The sequence below is a fragment of the Oceanobacter kriegii DSM 6294 genome (assembly GCF_000422845.1).
Lineage (GTDB): Bacteria > Pseudomonadota > Gammaproteobacteria > Pseudomonadales > Oceanobacteraceae > Oceanobacter > Oceanobacter kriegii.
In genome coordinates, this window is the sequence record NZ_AUGV01000004.1 from 105,718 (window position 1) to 124,689 (window position 18,972).

15 protein-coding genes are annotated in these 18,972 nt (G+C 55.0%); 2 read left to right on the forward strand and 13 right to left on the reverse strand.

What is annotated here, in order from left to right:
* Window positions 1–15: 15 nt before the first annotated feature.
* From G516_RS0103435 to G516_RS0103460, 6 genes are all read right to left on the reverse strand, one after another.
* Window positions 16–1,449 carry a hypothetical protein gene (locus tag G516_RS0103435; protein ID WP_156878936.1) on the reverse strand — a complete coding sequence of 478 codons (1,434 nt, stop codon included), beginning with the start codon at window positions 1,447–1,449 and terminating at the stop codon, window positions 16–18.
* A gap of 42 nt (window positions 1,450–1,491) precedes the next feature.
* Window positions 1,492–1,926 carry a TonB family protein gene (locus tag G516_RS0103440; RefSeq protein ID WP_028292482.1) on the reverse strand — a complete coding sequence of 145 codons (435 nt, stop codon included), beginning with the start codon at window positions 1,924–1,926 and terminating at the stop codon, window positions 1,492–1,494.
* 273 nt (window positions 1,927–2,199) lie between these two features.
* Window positions 2,200–2,511, reverse strand: coding sequence for a hypothetical protein (locus G516_RS0103445; protein ID WP_028292483.1), 312 nt, complete (start codon window positions 2,509–2,511; stop codon window positions 2,200–2,202).
* 243 nt (window positions 2,512–2,754) lie between these two features.
* Window positions 2,755–3,873 (reverse strand): OmpA family protein, encoded by a 1,119-nt coding sequence (locus tag G516_RS24930; protein ID WP_051218894.1) that lies wholly within the window; start codon window positions 3,871–3,873, stop codon window positions 2,755–2,757.
* A 445-nt stretch (window positions 3,874–4,318) separates the two neighbouring features.
* The gene (locus tag G516_RS0103455) at window positions 4,319–5,140 is read right to left on the reverse strand and encodes a siderophore-interacting protein (protein ID WP_028292484.1); all 822 of its coding nucleotides are present in this window, start codon (window positions 5,138–5,140) and stop codon (window positions 4,319–4,321) included.
* 129 nt (window positions 5,141–5,269) lie between these two features.
* Window positions 5,270–5,746 carry a GreA/GreB family elongation factor gene (locus G516_RS0103460; RefSeq protein WP_028292485.1) on the reverse strand — a complete coding sequence of 159 codons (477 nt, stop codon included), beginning with the start codon at window positions 5,744–5,746 and terminating at the stop codon, window positions 5,270–5,272.
* 87 nt (window positions 5,747–5,833) lie between these two features.
* Here G516_RS0103460 and G516_RS0103465 point away from each other — a divergent pair, with 87 nt between their 5' ends.
* Window positions 5,834–6,799, forward strand: coding sequence for a D-hexose-6-phosphate mutarotase (locus G516_RS0103465; RefSeq protein WP_169449490.1), 966 nt, complete (start codon window positions 5,834–5,836; stop codon window positions 6,797–6,799).
* Window positions 6,800–7,156: 357 nt separating this feature from the next.
* On the opposite strand, the gene G516_RS0103470 is transcribed toward G516_RS0103465, so the two are convergent.
* From G516_RS0103470 to G516_RS0103500, 6 genes are all read right to left on the reverse strand, one after another.
* A complete protein-coding gene (locus G516_RS0103470) occupies window positions 7,157–8,092 on the reverse strand; it encodes a LysR family transcriptional regulator (protein WP_028292487.1) in 936 nt (311 codons plus the stop codon).
* Between the two features lie 188 nt (window positions 8,093–8,280).
* Complete coding sequence (locus G516_RS0103475; protein WP_028292488.1) at window positions 8,281–8,766, reverse strand: FKBP-type peptidyl-prolyl cis-trans isomerase; 486 nt, start codon at window positions 8,764–8,766, stop codon at window positions 8,281–8,283.
* A 222-nt stretch (window positions 8,767–8,988) separates the two neighbouring features.
* Window positions 8,989–10,302: a DUF4124 domain-containing protein gene (locus G516_RS0103480; RefSeq protein ID WP_028292489.1), complete on the reverse strand. Its 1,314-nt coding sequence runs from the start codon at window positions 10,300–10,302 to the stop codon at window positions 8,989–8,991.
* Window positions 10,303–10,344: 42 nt separating this feature from the next.
* Entirely contained in the window at window positions 10,345–12,621 is a 2,277-nt protein-coding gene (locus G516_RS0103485; RefSeq protein ID WP_084644840.1) for an ATP-dependent helicase, read from the reverse strand.
* A 64-nt stretch (window positions 12,622–12,685) separates the two neighbouring features.
* On the reverse strand, window positions 12,686–13,294 hold the full coding sequence (locus tag G516_RS0103495; RefSeq protein WP_028292491.1) for an NADPH-dependent FMN reductase: 609 nt from the start codon (window positions 13,292–13,294) through the stop codon (window positions 12,686–12,688).
* A gap of 285 nt (window positions 13,295–13,579) precedes the next feature.
* A complete protein-coding gene (locus tag G516_RS0103500) occupies window positions 13,580–15,433 on the reverse strand; it encodes a DEAD/DEAH box helicase (protein ID WP_028292492.1) in 1,854 nt (617 codons plus the stop codon).
* A gap of 339 nt (window positions 15,434–15,772) precedes the next feature.
* On the opposite strand from G516_RS0103500, the gene ppnP reads away from it, so the two are divergent.
* Window positions 15,773–16,054, forward strand: a complete 282-nt coding sequence (ppnP, locus tag G516_RS0103505; protein WP_028292493.1) for a pyrimidine/purine nucleoside phosphorylase — start codon at window positions 15,773–15,775, stop codon at window positions 16,052–16,054.
* A 48-nt stretch (window positions 16,055–16,102) separates the two neighbouring features.
* Here the strand turns inward: ppnP and G516_RS0103510 are convergent, their stop codons facing one another.
* Window positions 16,103–18,655 carry a putative bifunctional diguanylate cyclase/phosphodiesterase gene (locus tag G516_RS0103510; protein WP_156878938.1) on the reverse strand — a complete coding sequence of 851 codons (2,553 nt, stop codon included), beginning with the start codon at window positions 18,653–18,655 and terminating at the stop codon, window positions 16,103–16,105.
* Window positions 18,656–18,972 lie beyond the last annotated feature (317 nt).

Here is an 18,972-nt window from a genome sequence, read left to right on the forward strand (position 1 = left end):
CAGCAGGTTGCGCGGTCAATCTTGCGCGATCAGCTCCAATAGCTGATCGCGGAAACCCTGCCCGTAAAACGCCAGACGCTGTTTGTTTTCCCACAGCTCCGCCGTCATCGCCTGATGCAGCTGCATGGCCGCTTGCCGCCGCTCATAATCCGATTGATCCGCCATCCAGGCCAGATAACCATCCAGATTGCCGTCGACATCATTCAAGCCCATGTCGTCTCGCAGCATGGGCTTTAATGGCATATCCGCCGGAAGATTTGCGACCTGCCCCCGAAGCCCAATCACCCGATGCGACACCTTCCAGGCTTCCTTATAGTTGACCCAGACAAAGCGAATATCGTCGTTGGTCAGCGCATCCCAGACATAGCGCAGTGCCAGCGGGTGACATTGGTGGGTTTGCGACAGCGAGCAATCCATAAAGAGCCGCACTGAATCCGTCACCTTGCCACTATCAGGCAGCGTCGTTTGCTGCTCCCAATGACGGTACAAGGCCGCCAATAACTGCGGACGCAGCCACTGTTCAATGGCCTGACGGTGGCGAATCATTTCCTCGTGCCAGGCCAATGCACTGATGCGCGCGCTTTGCTGCAACCCAGCAGCAACCATCAAACGCAACTGCACCCGTTTGGCTTCCAACGAACGCAACTGCTGTACCGACTGATGCTCCAGCTCGGGCTCCTGAGGCGCCAGACGCAATTGCATCAACCAGCCAGAGAACGCAGATACAGGCGCTTGCTGCCATTGCCACGCCGTCATAACAGTGGCCAGTGGATAATAGGAAGATTGTGGTTCAATCGAGGTAAGCAGTACGGCAGCCAGATTGACTTCAGCCTGACGCAACAGCTGACCAGCGACCGCGATACGGGCCAAATCCACCGTTGCCTGCAACGCCGGTTTTGGATCAATACGACTGTTCTGCATTTGTTCAGCAAGGTCGGTTAATACAAATGCCAGTAAATCCGGCTTCAGACCCAGCTCCATGGCGGCAGCCAGCCATTCAATTCGCGCCAGCCACACCAGCCGAACAAAAGGTTGGTCCTGCTCATCGGTGGCCAATTGACGAATCCAGTCATCCGTTTGTGACAGCAATTGGCTGCTGGAGCCCACATCAGCATTCACCCGAATGGTTGGTAGCGCCAGTCGTAAGCGGGCATACCGCAGCCATTTCAGGTCTGCTGGCGACAGCCACTCGGCTCGCCCTTGCAGTGGAGCCATCGCGGCTTCCAGTGCCTGCGGGTCAGCCACTGGCGTGCCCGCAAACAACAATTGCTTCAGATCCTGAACCAACTGCTGGTCACTCAAGGTTGAGGTCCTGGCACCAGCGGTATTGGAAGCAGTCTCGTCAGAAGCAGCCGTAGATAGGCACGGCGCGCCCAGTAAGGCACAGATTACCGAGATCCAGCGCAGCTGCGACAAGCAGCCCGACACACCAGACAACAGGCGACCCATGAAATTCCGACAGCACGTCAGCATGGTTTCTGCTGCCATGCCCTATGGACGTTTCTGAATGCGGTACACCGCTTTAACAACAAAGGTCTGCCCGGCGAGCGTCGGGTCGTAAAGAATGCCTCGCGTGCCTGCAATGGCAGACTCGCGGAAATAATCGTTGGTACTGTCAATCACCCGCACCATAGCGACCTGGCCGGTATTGCGAACCATCACTTCCAGCGATACCTCGCCTTCTTTTTCCCGGCTGATCATTTTCTCCGGGTAAACAGGTGCAACCCCCATCGCCGGATGAATCTTTTCATCGGTGGTCCAGCGCGCAATGCCACGAACCGTTGGCCCCTGGGACGGCACTTCAAAACCCGACCGGGCCGATACCGTCGTAGTAGTACAACCGCTGGCAGCCAGCAGAAAGAACGCCAGACCACAAGCGGTCAGCCAATGGTAAATGGATGAAAAACGTTTGCTGGAAGCTGTCACGATGTCCCTACCCATGTGTCACAAAAAATGAAAGCGCCCGAAGGCAGCCAAATGCTATCAAAAGCCGACGGACGATAGCAGTGGATTTGCGGAACGATTCCGCAGGCGTGGCCAATATTTAGCTCAGTGTCGGATTTTTTTGATGGGACAAGATGAGACGGGTCGAAATGGGGTGGTAAGAAAAGAAATGATGCAGCAAGTATAAATAGCCGACGAAAAATCAGAACAACAAGCGCTTCATACAGCGCTCATTGGTTCACAAGACAGCAAACGTCAGCCCGCTTCTGCTCTCTCAGTCAGTGACCAAACCAGCTCATTGATGGGCGACCCTTGCTGTAAACAACGAAGCAACAGCTCGTCGTCCGGATTCAAATGACGATGACGAAAGCTCGATCGCTGTGAGACGTTCTGGGATACACACTCCGGGATATCGACCGCGAGGTATTTTTGCGCTTCACCGGCAATCACCAACTCAACACAAGGGTTGGTTTGCAGGGATGCATTGAGATTGTGCTGCAAGCAAAACTGAATTTGCTCTAGCAGCCAGAGTTCGGCTGAGCCTGTCGCTGGGGATGTATCTGTCATTCCGGCTCCTGTAGTTATAGTTGTTTCAGAATGGCAGCGGCGCGGAGAGAATGCGCCCTGAATGCTTTGGGGTCAAACAAGACTAGCCCAAATGGCACGTATTACCCAATACCAAAGTACAACAACCAGCTACATCAACGACTACTTTTGCCAGCAGCCAACAAAAAACGGGAGCCGAAGCTCCCGTTTCTTTCAAGGGTCTCGAACCTTACAGTTCAAAAACCGCTCGACTTACCATCAGACTTATTGAACGTTCAGCTCAACGCGACGGTTTTCAGCACGACCCGCAGCGGTGTCGTTGGTCGCAATTGGAGACGCTTCGCCGTAACCCTTGGAGGTCAGCTTGCTGGCATCCACGCCTTTACCGATCAGGTACTGACGTACGGAGTCAGCACGCTTCTGGCTCAGGTTCTGGTTGAACGCAGCAGAACCCTGGCTGTCGGTGTGAGCGGCAACTTCAATTTCCAGCTCTGGGTATTTAACGATTTCAGCCGCGGCATCGTCCAGAATGGTACGAGCGTTAGGGGTCAGGTTGGCGCTACCGGATTCGAACTTCACGCCATCCAGCTTGCCTTCAAACGCAGCACAGCCTTCAGCATTTACCGTTGCACCCTGAATGGTGTCCGGGCAGTTATCCAGCTTGTCTTCAACGCCGTCCTGGTCGGTATCAACCGGCTGCACTTCAACAATAACCGGAACCGGCTTAACGACAGGAGCAGGCTTGGTTTCTACAACTGGCTCTGGCTTCACTTCAACCACTTTGGCTGGCGCTGGTGCAACCACTGGCTTGGTAGCAACTGGCAGAGGCTTGGCCGCAGGCTTGCTGCTTTCAGTGCCAAAACGGAAGCCAACTTCCAGCATGGCAACACCGTGCTCGTTGCTTTCATCGGTCATTTCGTCGATGTGGTATTCAGCACGGGCGAATACGGTTTCATCAAAGTCGTATTGCAAGCCGGCACCGTATGAATATACGTGCGTGGTTTCGTCTTTGGCGCCATCTTGTGGAACGTTGATTTGCTCAATGCCATAACCTGCGGTCAGGTATGGTTTAACAGCGTTATCACCAAAGAAATACAAACCCTTGATTTGGTATTGGTTAATTTCAGGACGATCGTCATCCTGCAACAAACCAGGCAGAGTTACCGATGCCTCAGCCGCCAGTGAAGGCAGGAAGTGATAACCCAGGGAAATCTCAGACGTCCATGAATCGCGAATATCGCTACCGGTAGTGGTTTCGTATTCGTCGTATACACTGTTGTCGGAATAGCCGGCGCCCAGGGTAATGTAGGCGTTGTTGGCGTCAGCGTGCACCAGGGAAGCGGATGCAACGGCAGTTGCCAAAATCACGGGCTTGAAGTTCATTATCTTTGCTCCTATGTACTCTCAGTCCTGAAGGCCAGGATTGTAGCCTTTTACATGTTACCGCATAAGAGACTTGGCGAATAAAATAGCGTTCCTACAACAATTATTTCCATATAAGGGAAAATAAAAACGGAACTTTTGCCAAGGATCGATAAATATCTGTTTATTTACCTCTATAAGTGTCTTTAAGGAAACAGTACCCGTTGCATTCACGTCATGAAAGTGCTCGTTTTATCAGCAAAATATTCTGCAAATGCTATTTATTATTAATCACAACGATCCGATTGTTGGACAATAAAACCAGCTTATAGAATAAACGCATATAAAGGCCAAGAATAAACCACAAAATATATATGGAAATAAAACAACCTTTCACGCAGACATAAAAAAACCGCTATTTTTCAATAGCGGTTTTTCTGACCCACCAGTCGCCAATCTGAGCGCTTCAGGCCTCGGCGTCTGTCTTTTTGCTTTGCTTGTGCTGCTCGTCCGTGCGATCCAGCATCCAGTAGCTGGAGATATACATCTCATCACCGGACAGGCCTTTTTCATTGCGGAAGTAGCGGCGCAGCGCGCGCATTTTGTGAAATTCACACGCTGCCCATACTGCAACCTTACCAGCAGGCCAGGCAACGTTAAGCGCCGTCTGCACCAGCAAGGATGCATCCGCACGGGCCTGATGATCCGCCGCTGGCGCCAGGTCATCGGCAATGACCCATTCAATGTGTACGCCTTCCGGGCAGTCAATAGTCTGCACATCGTCTGCTGACACCACTTCGATAATGGCAACGCCTTTGGCATCCGCGGGCAACAACTCCAGATTACCGGCAATGGCTGGCAATGCGGTCATATCCCCAACCAGCAGGTAGTAGTCGGCTGGTTGTGGAATCAGCTTGGTCGGCCCCGGGCCACCAACCAGAATACGATCACCCGCTTTGGCCACTTCCGCCCACTGCCCCGCAGGGCCTGAGTTCGCCGCACCAGCGCTTTCGCTATGACCATGCAACATCATATCGAGGGTCAGCTTTCGAGCCGCCACATCGATTTCACGAACGGTATAACTGCGCATGGTTGGCTTTACACCCTCTTCCTGAGTAGCCAGCGTCAGCGGCGCGCCGTCTGCGGCGAACTGAAGCTTTACATAACCACTTTTGCTGTCCGCTGGAAAATCCGCCAATGACTCTCCGGTAAGAACAACGCGCTGCATGTTTGGCGTTATACGCTGTGTCGACTCAACCATCAGCTCACGCGGTTGTGGTTTGGACATAAAGCCTCCTTATCAAAAATGTATGTGAGTGGACTGCACTCATTGAAAACGGTTCCCAACAACCTGCCAAAACAGCACGCAAAAACAACAGCGCCCGGACCAAAAAAGATAACGGTATAAACTCCATCTTCACGAAATCGAAACGACTTCCCAGCCCTGGCCATTCATCGTCACCTCATCACCCAACTCCTTGCCCAGCAAGGCTTTGGCCAACGGCGTTTGGGCAGACACAACCTGAATCTGTTCATCGGCCAACCGCAACTGGCGACCGCCGTTTAACACAATCCATACCCAGCGGATCGGCGCAGCGTCGTTTTCCAGTGACTGAAGCCCAACCAACGCCCCGCAGCCAATCGCATCATCTTCGTCAAAGCCAACAACCTGCCACCGTCCCAGCTGAATACGCAGCTGCTGCAACCCCAGAATGCGTTCTGACTGACCATGTGCCAGATAGGCCGCTTCCAGGCTGAGGGTGTCGTACTGGTTTTCGGGTTGATTGTCTTCGTGGGAAGCACTTTCCTGGGCCGCGGTTGCGGCATCGATCGCCGCTGCGATCTCTGCATCAACAGAATCCAGCAAAGCCTGCTTTAACTGACTTTTGTTCACATCAGAATCCGGTAGAGTAACGGCAGCACCGGCAATGCATATCTATGCACCGGAGCTGAAATGGAAACCATTGCGGGAAAGTACCTTATGCAGCCTCAACAAATCAAAGAACTTCAGCAATTGCTCGCGAAAAGCCGCTATTGCCGTTTGGAAACCAAGGGCGAGCTGCCGACTTTCAGCGTTCAACACCCGCTTTTTGAGGCCGAGATTGTTCCACAAGGGGCGCAACTCACCCGCTTTCGCCCGGTTCAGGGCTCCGATTGGTTATGGCTGAGTCCAGCCGTGGAATACAAGGCAGGTACTTCGCTGCGCGGTGGCGTGCCGGTTTGCTGGCCCTGGTTTGGCGATGCCGATAAAAATCCGCAGGCGGTGCAAGATAACCTTAACGACGCCAACAGCGCCCCGGCCCATGGTTTTGCGCGCAGCTCCGACTGGCAACTGACCGGCATCGAAGAGGACGAACAACGTCTGACATTAGCACTGACACTTCCACAGCAGGCCACGCCAGAATATTTCACCGCCCGCCTGCAGGCTGACATTCGCTTTGTGTTGAGTGCCGACGCCGTGCATATTGAACTGACCACAACCAACCATGGCGACAGCCCAGCTTGCTTCTCACAGGCGTTGCATAGCTACTTCCCGGTGGACGATGTAATGACCGCCGAGGTACACGGCCTTGAAGGATGTGAGTACATCGACACCCTCGACCAGTGGCAACGAAAAACCCAGGAAGGCGCGGTTGTTTTCCGAGGTGAAACCGATCGGATCTATTTGTCTCAGCCACCAGCCGGAGAGCCTGCTGCTGCCAACGGCCAGGGCAACCCGCTAATACTCAGAAGCGGCCTGGAGAAGCAGCACAGCCGCACTCTGACCAGTCAGGGCAGCCAAAGCACCATTGTCTGGAATCCGGAAGTCGAAAAATCGATTCGTCTGAGCCAATTTCCAGACGATGGCTGGAAGCACATGGTGTGCATTGAAACCGCTAACGCCATGGACGATGTGGTGTGGCTGGCATCTGGGGAATCCCATCTGCTGGCGGTGACGCTAAGCTAGGGACCCTCTGAGTAACTCGGTGCCCGCTCTGGATGACAGGGCGCAGCTGAGTCACGAAGCTGATTTGCAGGCCTGACGGGTCAAGTCAAAAATCAGCGACACAGAGTCAGCAATGCCCTGCCATCCCCGTAGGGCGCGGCCTGCAGGCCGCCAGAACGGTGTTGGCGAATTTGGAAAGGACTGGTCATTCCGCTGCATTCGCCGCCTTGTTCTTACGACCTGCAGGACTAGCGCAGAGCTGTGCAGAGTTATTCAGAGGGTCCCTAGGAACCCTGTCTGAAAACAAAAAGCCCGCCCGCGAGTGCATCGCAGACGGGCTTTTTCATGTTCGCGGCCCTGATTTGAAGGCGCTAACGATCAGCAGTACTGGGCAACATCCACAATCACACGGCGCAGCCAGCGATGAGCCTGATGGTGTTGCAGCAATGGCGACCAGGCCATTTTCAGCTCAAACGGCGGAATCGGGAACGGTGGCTCCTTCACCAGCAGCGACGCAGCTTCTGCTTGCATATCGGCCACTTTACGAGGCAACGTCGCCACCAGATCGTTGTTATGAGCCAACAGTGCCGGCATTTGATAGTGGCGGGTAAAGACAGAAATCTTGCGTTTGTGACCCAGCTTCGACAGTGCGTTATCAACCCAACCCAGTCGAATGACTTTCTCTGGGTCTATACCGACACCAGCACCCATACCGGTTTTCGACACCCAAATGTGGTTACTGGCGACGTAGGCGTCGATGTCGAACGCTCCGGCTAACGGGTGATCAGGGTTAACCAGACAAACAAAGTCGTCCTGCCACAGAGTCATCTGGTGAAAGGATTGCGGCATTTCGTCAAAACGGTTAATGGCCATATCGACTTTACCCGCTTCAACGTCCTTGAAGGTCACGTCGGATGGCGTCAACACATCCAGAATGACGTTCGGAGCGACGTCGCGCAAACGCTTGACCAGCTCAGGCACCAGCGTCGACTCCGCATAGTCACTGACCATGATACGGAATACCCGGTGGCTGCTCTGGGCGTCAAACTCTTCCAGTGGCTGCAATGCGGCTTCCAGCTCACCCAGTGCCTTGCGAACCACCGGCTGAAGTTCCAACGCCCGTTCAGTGGCGGTCATGCCTTCCGACGTACGCACCAGCAGCGGGTCGTTGAAGAGGTCACGCAAACGGCGCAGGCCATTGGACATGGCAGGCTGGGTAATCCCCAGCTGCTGGGCGGCGCGAGTCACACTGCCTTCACGTAGCAGCACATCCAGGTACACCAGCAGGTTGAGGTCGATTCGATCCAGGTTCATTGCTTGTCCGTATACTCAAAAGCGAACCGGCATTGTGGCAGCAAATTCACTATTCACCAAGTGTATTGATTTACCGAACCCCATTCCCGAATATTATTTTTTATTTCCGCGCCCCATAAACGCAAAAAGGCCGCCCGCAGGCGACCTCTTTTGGCAAACACCAACTGCGCGGATGCGCAGGCAAGTGCTTAGTGGTGGTGACCACCTTCGCCGTGAACGTGGCCATGCTGAATTTCTTCTTCAGAGGCATCACGAACGCTTTCTACAGCAACGGAGAAAGCCAGGGCCTTGCCAGCCAGTGGGTGGTTGGCATCCACAGTAACCAGCTCTTCTTCTACTTCAGTCACGATCAGGTTAACCGGACCTTCTGGAGTTTGGGCAGTGAAAGCCATGCCTGGCTCAACTTGCTCAACACCAGTGAACGCTTCCATTGGTACTTTCTGGATACGATCTTCGCTGTATTCGCCGTATGCGTCAGCTGGCTCAACAGTCACTTCCAGCTCGTCGCCAACTTGCTTGCCTTCCAGTGCCGCTTCCAAACCTGGAATGATGTTCTGGGCACCGTGCAGGTAGGTCATTGGAGCACCACCCTCGGAGGAATCGATGGTTTCGCCAGAAGCTACATCAACCACTTTGTAATGGATAGAAACTACTTTGTGTTGGGCAATGGTCATAAGTATTGTCCGTCTTTGGCTCTTCTTCAGAGCATGAGTTGTACGCAAAGCGACATTTAGCGACTCTAATACTGGCGATTAGGCGGTGGTCATTCTCTACGATTCGAGCCGCCAGTATATCAACTGAGCCAATAAGCGCCACCAGCGCAAGCGACCTGCAACTGCCTGTTAGCTCCCAGTAGCTCCCAAAGCAGCTCTGAATAACTCCGTGCCCGCTCTGGATCAATATCGTTGGTCACCAGCCACCGCTGTGGTCAACCACTGGTCAAAGTCCGAACTCAGTGCCTTGAGGCCATTAGGGTACTGGTACAAGGCCAGCGTAGCAGCATCCGGCTCACACGGCTGCGCGGCAACCGTGGCAAACACGCGCCGCAAAAACTGCTGCCCTTGCGGGCTCTCATTGAGGAAATAGACCATGCCAAACGCCCGCGCGTAGGCACTGATACCGGCGGCATAAAATCGATGGGGAGGCTGCTGCAAGTAGCCCGACCAGTCTGGCTGGCGCTGTTGCAATTGCTTCAACCGTTGTAACGAAGCGGCAGTCATCGGCACACGTGCGGCGTTCATATGAAACTGCAAACGCTCCGCGTATTCCGCCAAACCTTCGTTTAGCCATACAGGGGTTGCCCCCACCAGGTTGGCCAGCAAGGCGTGCGTCATTTCATGTCGGGCCAACGCCAGCGTTGCGCTATCGCGCACCTGCCTGCCCAAATGAATGCGATTTTCTGCCGGGGTATAAATACCAATGACGGCCGGCGGCAATTGGTGCTGGCGGGTAGCCGCCCGAAACGCCCCGTGATTTGCATACACCACCAGACTCAGGGTCACCGGGCGAACCTGTTCTGCAGGCAACAAATTGGTAACGATGCGGTACATCAACTCCGCTTCGCGCTCGAATTTGCGCTGTAATGTCAGGTCAGGCGCGGCATCGGCAAATTCAATATCCAGGTGCAGCTTACGCTGACTGGCGTAGCGGTCACTGAGGTCTTCCGCATTCGCCGTACGAGGCTTGTCATCGAAGTGAACCCGCCCCTGCTCATCCACCCAGCGATAGACACTTTGCTTTGCAGGTCTGGCGCTTACACCGGGATTCTGATCAGGGTCGAGCGCCGCCGGGCGGCAGCTGGTTAATGCCAGATGACCATTGGCAGAAGCCGTGTCGTCTAATGTGCCTTGGGTGTCGATATGGGTGTCGGACTTGGTTTGCACCGTGGCGATGGCCTCTTTTTCGCCGCCACTCGCATCCGTAACGCCCTCTGTTTGCGGTCGACCCAAAGGTTCTGAGGCATCAGTCCCTTGTTGGAAATCCTGCTGCAAACCACCCGCCAGCCCTTTGATGGCTGCCGAGCCGGAATGCTCTGCCAGTACACCCAACCATAAGCTGACGGCCTCCGGTTCTGGCCAGGGCAGCTGCGGAAATTTCATGGCCAGATACTGATGCTGACGTTCATTGGTGGTTTGCCAGCACACTTCGACGGCCACCAGGGTCACCCCGATCACCACGGCAATGTTCACCAATCCCTTGAACAATTTCACGTTACGTCCCTTTTGGTAAAAAGCGCTGCTGTAACCGTAGCCTTACAGCCACTGCAAATGATCCCGGGCAACCTCAAGCACCAACAAGCGCGGTTCTTGCTCGCCATCGAACAGAATCTTGATGTATTTCTCGTCCTTGTCCAACACCCGCCCGCTACCAAGGCTGGCGTGCTTGACCCGCTGCGCTCGCAGGGTCTGAGGCGGCGCGCTCACCCGACGTGGACGGGCATAGCGACCATCGGTTGCCGCTGGCTTTTCAGCTTTGACATCAACCTTTAGAACAGGCTCACACTGCGACAGCAGACCTTCGAGCCACTCCGGCGGCTTGGCCAGCAGAGTCACCTCAGATTCACCGGCTGCCAGCGCCTTGTCGAGCCGCTGACTGTCGGTCAGGCTCAGCTCTCGCCAGAAAGGGCTATCCAACTCGCGGTCCGGGATTTGTTTACCACGGGCAGGGGTTGGCCGAATCAGATGCACCTGATGCCTTGCCCGGGTAATGGCGACGTACAGCAACCGGCGTTCACTTTCGACGCTGGCGGGCGTGGTGAACGCCCCTTCCGGCTGATAAGGGAAATAATGACCGTTCAAGCCGGGCACAATCACAACCGGCCATTCCAGGCCCTTGCTTTTGTGAATGGACGTTAGCCGCACCCCTTGTTGCTTGCTGCTGTTTTGCTGGCGGGCACGGTCGCGCATTTCAACCAAATAGTCATAGGCCGTGTCGGTGTTGTGTTCACTCTCGCCCATAAACTGCACAAACGCCCGAATGGTTTGCAACCGGTCTTCCACTTGTTGGGCAGAAAACGCGCTGTCCTTGACGCCCTGCTCCAGCTCGGTGACGTCAATCCAGGTATTAAGCAAGCGCCGTGCTGGCATACGAATCAGCTCAGCGCTGTCGAGCACTTCGGCCCGCTCTTTCAGCTGCGACTTTTGCCATTTGTTCAGATCATCCGGAATCGCTGCCTGCATGGCAGCGCCATAATGCTGGCTGGCATTGGCCAGCTGGGTTGCCATGCTTTCCAGCAGGTTACGTCGGATTTTGGGGTATGGCGTGGTCAGAATCGTAAGCCAGGCATCGCGCCGCTGCTCGACGGTGCGTTGCTGAAACCGCCCTGCCGCGATTTCCAGCAACAGCCAGAAGATTTCCAACTCCCAGCGCTCCAGAACCGACTGACTGTGATCCAACCGGTACGGCACATTGGCGCGCAACAGTGCCAGTTCAATCGGCGCACTCAAGCCCCACAAACGACTGATCACCGCAATATCCGAAGGCTGATGCTGCTCTAATGCCTGCTGCACCAGCTTCAAAGTGGTCCGGGCTTCCGAGGCCGGGCTGCACTCGTGCGCCTGAAGGCTGGTCGCGGGCGTGCTGGCATGGGATCGCCCAACGACTGGCTCACGCTCACGGTTATGATGAATCAGATAGTTTGCCGCCAGCGATAACTGCGGGCCGTAGCGAAAGGTTTCCGGCAGCTGGTACACGGTGACGTCGCCCAGCCGCTTGTCAAAACCACTGACGATGAACTCCGGCATTGAGCCGCGGAATTCGTAGATGGTCTGGTCCGGGTCACCAATCACCATCACCGAGCCACGACCGCCGTGCAGAATGTCCAGCAAGGTTTGCTGGATTTCGTTGATGTCCTGATATTCGTCGACCAGTATCCACTGCATGTGGCCGCCGAAATAGCCAGCGAGGTCCTGCCGCTCAGCCAGTAATCGCACCGGATCGTAGATCATGTCGCTGAAACCAATGCGCCGGTTGTCCTTGCGCCATTGCTCGAACAAGTCGAAAGCCTCAACAAACAAACGGCATTCAGGCGGCAGGTCGAGCTGGTCGAACACCTCGGCGGCAGGCTTCAATCCGGCTTTAACCAGGTCGATAAAGCTGCACGCAGGCTCCACCCATTTTTTGCGCTGCGACAGAATGTCCTGGCGGGTATCGTCGTCTGCCAACTGCTGCAACAACCGCCACACCACCGAGTCCATTTCAGAATCGGACAGCAGGCTTTGCTGAAACGCAGGGAGCTCGCCCAGTTCGATCAGCTTGCGATAAATACGCAACCCCAGCGAGTGAAAGGTACGCACTTCTGGCAATGGCTGCCCTTCGATCAAGCGCTGTAATTTGCGTTCAAATTCTTGCTGGGCAGACTTGTTGTACATCAACACCAGCATTCGGCGCGGCGAACAACCGTCTTGCAGGCGTTGCTGAATAAAATGCGTCAAGGTGGTGGTTTTTCCCGCGCCGGCCACGGCAACAACCCGTGCGTGCCCTTGCTGGTGCTGGACGACCTGTAACTGACTGGAGGTTAAAGCAGACATAGATTCCCCGAACTGAGCCGGGGAATGCTAACCAGAGGGACTGGCGGTTACCAGTAAAAAGAGCTTAAGACATGCCGTTGGGGTATTCCGCCAGCCCCTCGCACAGGCTTTCACGCATGGGCCGCATGGCCGAGCAGTAGACCAACAGCTGATCGACGCAATAACGGGTACGCGCGCTGATATAAGCATCGGCTTCGGCATCTTCCTGCTGCCAAAGATCGGCAACATTACGCAGCAACAGGTGCTCCGGCAGATACAACATACGCGAGTTTTTATAGCCGCTGGCACGCATTTCAGACACCACAAAGGCACCGCCGGACGACACCGATATACCCACCAGCAACACCGGTTTATGGGCCAGCTCATCGGCGCCTAACCACAGCAACAGGTTCTTCAACCCGGCGGGCACCATGCCATGCCACTCGGGAATGACCATTACCAGACCGTCTGCGGCTTTCACCCGAGCCTTCACCGATGCGACCTCGTTACTGGCCATGGTGGCTTGCTCACCATCCCACAGCGGCAGATTTTCATCGAACAGGTCGATCACGTCGGCATTGCCCAACAGGAACTGGTCACGCAGTGCTTCGGCAATTCTGAGGCTTTGCGACCCGGAGCGATGCGAGGCCGAAATAATGGCAATGTTGAGATCGACGACGTCGTGGATTTGCATACAAGCCCCCGCTTCCAAAGCAGCGTATTGAACAGTGCCACAACTCTGCAAAAAAACCGTGCAGAGAAAAGCGCTTTTGCATAAGCCTAATCCCGATTCCACTACTCTGCCGAGGCTGTGCCAGCCGCTATTTCAGTGTCGCCGTCACATTTGGAACTCTCCTGCCATTCCGGACAGCCTGATATCTCTGAGATAGCTCCGAAAGAGAAATCGCGGCCAATAAAAAACCCCGCACTCTTTGCAGGGTGCGGGGTTTTCAGGGATCAAGCAGGCGTTAGGCCGGGATCAGTCACGCGGCTTGCGAGGTGCGCGACGTGGACCACCACGGTGCTCACGACGGCCTTCACCACCACGATCGCCACGACCTTCGCCACGCTCACCACCACGGTCATTACGACGGGCTGGGCGCGCTGGACGACCGGAGCTTTCAGCCAGATCGGCACGGTAAGGACGAATGTTCAGCGCCTGACCACACACACGGGCTTTCTTCAGCACGTTCATGGTTTCGTTCGGCATGCCGGTTGGCAGGTCGACCACGGAGTAACCGTCGAAGATTTCGATGTGACCGATGAAGCTGGAATCCAGATCCGCTTCGTTGGCAACTGCGCCCACCAGGTTACCTGGCTTAAGGCCGTTTTCGTAACCCACGCCAACCCAGTAACGGGTCATTTCAACGTCCGGCTTGCCCTTCAGAGGACGAGCACGGGAGTCCGGCGCAGACTTGCGGTCACGACGCTCACCGCGATCACCACGCTCTGGACGGTCACCGCGCTCACGACGTTCACGTGGTTCGCGAGGCTCACGACGAGGACGTTCGTTTTCATCGATGAACAGAGGCTTGTCGCCTTGCATCAGGGTAGCAACGGCAGCGGCCAGGTCCAGTGGGTCCAGCTCGTTTTCCAGCTGCACGTTTTCCAGAATATCGCGGAAAATCTTGTTCTTTTCCGGATTAATGGCTTCAACCACACGCTGCTGGAAACGGGTCTTGCGACGCTCGTTAACATCTTTGGCAGTCGGCAGCTGAATTTCTTCAATTTGCTGACGGGTTGCACGTTCAATGTCACGCAGCATGCGCTTTTCACGGCCACGAACAAACGCAATCGCCACACCTTCACGACCAGCACGGCCAGTACGACCAATACGGTGCACGTAGGATTCGGTGTCTTGTGGAATGTCGTAGTTGATAACGTGAGAAATACGCTCAACGTCCAGACCACGAGCGGCAACGTCAGTCGCCACGATCATATCCAGTTGACCAGCTTTCAGCTTTTCAACGGCTTTTTCACGCAGCTGCTGTGGAATATCACCGTTCAGTGGCTGACAACGGAAACCGTTGGCCTGCATGAAGTCGGCAACTTCTTCAGTGGCTTGCTTGGTACGTACGAACACCATCATGGCGTCGAAGTCTTCAGTTTCAGCCAGACGCAGCAGCGCATCGTTCTTGTGTGCGCCAGCAACGAACCAGTACTTCTGGGTAATGCGTTCGTTGGTAGTGGTCTTGGCCTGAATTTTCACCTGTACCGGGTCTTTCAGGTGCGTTTCAGCAACCTGCTGGATCTCACGCGGCATGGTGGCGGAGAACAGCGCCACCTGACGGGAGCGTGGAGTCTGTTCCAGAATCCAGTTCACATCGTCGATGAAACCCATGCGCAGCATTTCGTCAGCTTCGTCCAGAACCACGGCCTTGATGTCGGCCAGGTTCAGGGAACCGCGACGCAGGTGGTCCATGATACGACCTGGAGTACCCACAACCCACTGCGGGCCGCGCTTCAGTTCACGCAGTTGGGAACCGTAGTCAGTACCGCCATAAATAGCAGCAACATTAATACCGTCGATGAAACGGCTGTAGGTTTTTACAGCTTCAGCAACTTGCTGAGCCAGCTCACGGGTTGGTGCCAGCACCAGTACCTGTGGGGCTTTGAAGTCGGCTTGGGTGCGCGCCAGAATTGGCAGCGAGAAGGCAGCGGTTTTACCGGTACCGGTCTGAGCCATACCCAGCACATCCTTGCCTTCCAGCAGCGGTGGAATACCGGCCGCCTGAATTGGGGATGGAGCTTCGTAGCCCAGTTCGTCCAGTGAACGCAGAATAGAGAAAGGCAGGCCCAGGCTGGCAAAACCAGCGGGAGTAGTATCGGACATATAGTTCCTGATTAGTTGCTCACAGAGGCAGGGCGTTGGCCGTCTCTGCTGAGATCTCTCTGCACTCGTCGTCAGTTCGAAACACGTAAACGCGATGACTGACTATCACTGCAACTGGCCTGGCCCGACATGTATGTTTGTCAAAAGGGTGCCGGACTATACAGGAAGATAAATAAGAATGCCCGAACTTTTTGTGGAACAGTCACGTTTTTTGAAGAGTTTTCTGTCTGGCCAGAGTTCTGGCATAATCCGCCGCCCTGTTTCGGGGATATATCCTGCAAAAGCCTCCTAAAAGAGTGACTTACGCCAGGCCCCTACTTTTGTTAAGGAGACCCAGCAATGCTGAAAGTGAACCAGTACTTCGACGGTAAAGTCGCGTCCATCGGCCTGCAGACCGAAACCCTGCCAGCCACCGTTGGCGTCATGCTGCCGGGCGAATACGAGTTTGGCACCAGCCAGAACGAAGTGATGACTGTGGTATCCGGCTCTATCGCCGCACTGCTGCCACGCGCCAGCGAATGGATCACCTATGGCCAGGGCGAATCGTTCAAGATCGCTGCCAATGAGAAATTCCAGGTGCGCATTACCGTAGACACTGCATACTTCTGCACCTACGAGTAATCAAATTTCGGGAGCAGCGATCCTGCTCCGAAAACGGTGTGCCTGCTATTACCCTTCCAGCAGGCGCACCACCTGCTCTGGCGTCAGAGCACGGTCGTAATAAAATCCCTGATGCACATCACAGCCAGTGGCTTTCAAAAACGCTGACTGCTCGCCGTTTTCTACCCCTTCTGCCACCAGCCCCAATTTCAACTCCTGCGCCATACGCACAATGTTGCGTGTAATGACCCGGCATTCTTCAGCGGTTTCCAGCTGGGAAATAAAGCTGCGATCAATTTTGAGTTTTTGCAGCGGGAAGCGATGCAGGTAATTCATCGACGAATAGCCGGTGCCAAAGTCGTCAATGGTCAACGCAAAGCCCAGCTTGCGAATGGCTGTAACCATATCCAGCACGGCGTCGGTCGGTTGCAACAAAGCGCCTTCCGTCAGTTCCAGATCAATATCGCCATCTTGTAGCTGATGCGATCGCGCCAGCCATTCAAGTTGCTCCAACAGAGAACCTTCAACAAAGCTCTGCTGGGAAATATTGACTGCTACCGTGACGGTTTGCAGCCCCTGCTGACGCCAGCTCACCAGATCCCGAGCCACACGCCGCAATACAAAACGATCGATTTCCGGCATCAGTCCGGCGTCTTCCGCACAGGGCAGGAAACCCAGTGGGAAAATCAGTCCATTGCGTGGGTGCTGCCAGCGTATCAACGCCTCAAGGCCAACAATTTTGCCATGGCGGGCATCCACCTGAGGCTGGTAATGAATAATCAGCCCTTCCCCACCCTGCAAGGCCATCCTCAAATCATTGGTAATTTGCACCCGGTTGGCTGCTTGCTCGGTCAGGTCATTGCGATACATGGCAACCCCGGAAGCACCACTGCGCTTGGCATCGTGCAGCGCGGTATCGGCGTTGCCAACCAGCGCCATGGCATGTTCGCCATGCACCGGATATTCCGCCACGCCCATACCGGCGGTGGCATAGATTGGATTACCATCAACCAGATCGAACGGTCGTTGGGTGACCTGCTGTACGGCACTGATCAACAATTGCAGCTCAGCATCGGTCTCCAGATCTGACACACACACCGCAAATTCATCACCACCAAGGCGAGCCAAAAAAGTATTGGAGGTACGGCAACAATCAGACAGGCGTTCGCCAAAGGCTTTCAGCAGCTCATTCCCAATAATGTGGCCGTAGCTGTCGTTGATTTCCTGGAAGCTGTCGATATTGAGCACCATCACCGCCAGCCGACGTCCCGTTGGCAGATTGGCGATGGCACTGTCGATGCGTCGCATGATCTGGTTACGATTGGGCAGGCCGGTAACCATGTCGACGTTAACCAGCCATTCAAGCCGTTGCTTGGAATTCTGACGACTGGAAACGTCTTTCAGAATGATGGAGAAGTGTTCCAGCTTTTGTTGTTCGTCGGTCAGCGCCACCAGTCGTAGTTTGTGCAACGGTGAACTGGAGCCCCCCGACCGAAAATGCCCTTCGCCGCTCCAGCTACCGTCCTTGACCGATTGACGAATGATCCGCGCTGGTGCAGATGGCAAGGACCACAAGCCGGCCACTTCACCCCAGCCACAGCCAATCAGCACCTCCTCGGGAAAGCCGACCAGCTTGCAAAACGCCGGATTCACTGACAACACACTGCCGTCGCGATGAAAAATAGCCACCCCATCATCCATGTGTTTCAGCACATTACTGCGTAAATGCCCCGGCACCGTCGCTGCGGCTTCTTCGCATTTGCGCACAAAGCCATAACGGCGATAGGCACCGGGAGCAATTTTCTCGACCCGGGTCACCACGTTCAGGCGAGTGTATTGACCGTCGCCCAACAACACCCGGCATTGCAGGCTGTAGCCTTCGTTACGACTGACAGCCGTCGTCACCAGCATGGTGACTTGCTGACGCTCATCCTCATGTACCCGGCCGAGCAGAGACGTCAGGTTGGCAAACTCCTCAACCGGAATACCGAACAGGCGTTGCAGAACAGGGGAAATTTTAAGATCGGAATGGCCGGTGATGTATTCCCACATACCGACATTGGCAAACTGCTGGGATTCGTCCAGCAGTCGCACCCGGAAATTCAGTTGTTGGTCCAACACGCCAAGGTCGGCGAAGGCCAGCCCCATATGGGCTGCGGTTAACAGGCTGCTGCGCAGGGCGGCAGTAATGTCGGGGGCAGCATGATCAAAGCTGAACAACATCAGGGCGCGCACTTCGCGGCGGTTTTGAACCGGCACCGCGATGTAAGGTTTGCCGTCCGACAAATACAACCACAGGGTTTCCAGCGCCCCCGGTGGCGCTATGGCACCGGACTCACCGGTTTGCCAAACCGCCATGTCCGGTATCTGGTCAATGTTGTCATTGAAGTCTGCCAGCCGAAAATCCGCCAGCCGGTTCAGCAAGTCGACGCCATCGTTCTTGCCGACCACAATTTCCATCGGCGTTTGCCAACTGGTGATGGGTGACGACACCAGCAAGAAGGCCTCCTGGGCCGCCAGTGTGTCCGCCAACAAAAACAGCATGGCTTCAAGGTCGCCATAGATCGACCGTCCACTGGCCGATGCAAAGGCTTTGGCGCTTCGCTCTACGATTTGTCGCAAGCGGCTGTCACGTTGACTCTGTACCCTCTCCCGGGAACGTCCTTGGTCATCGCCACAGGGGTACTTAAAATCAGATACAGGGCCCGGCACTAACTCAGCTCCATCGGCACATATTCAACTTGAGCAGTTGGCTCAAACAGAAAATTCAAGACTACTATTAACATTTCTATCAGAAACAACCCAGCATGGGAACTGGTGATCAAGAGATCAGAATTGATACCCTGTATTAAGACTAGTGCGCTTTTAGAACTTTTCAGCATCACGCGATGCATTTGTTAGTATTTATTGAAACTCGATACCAAAAGACACGACTGTCT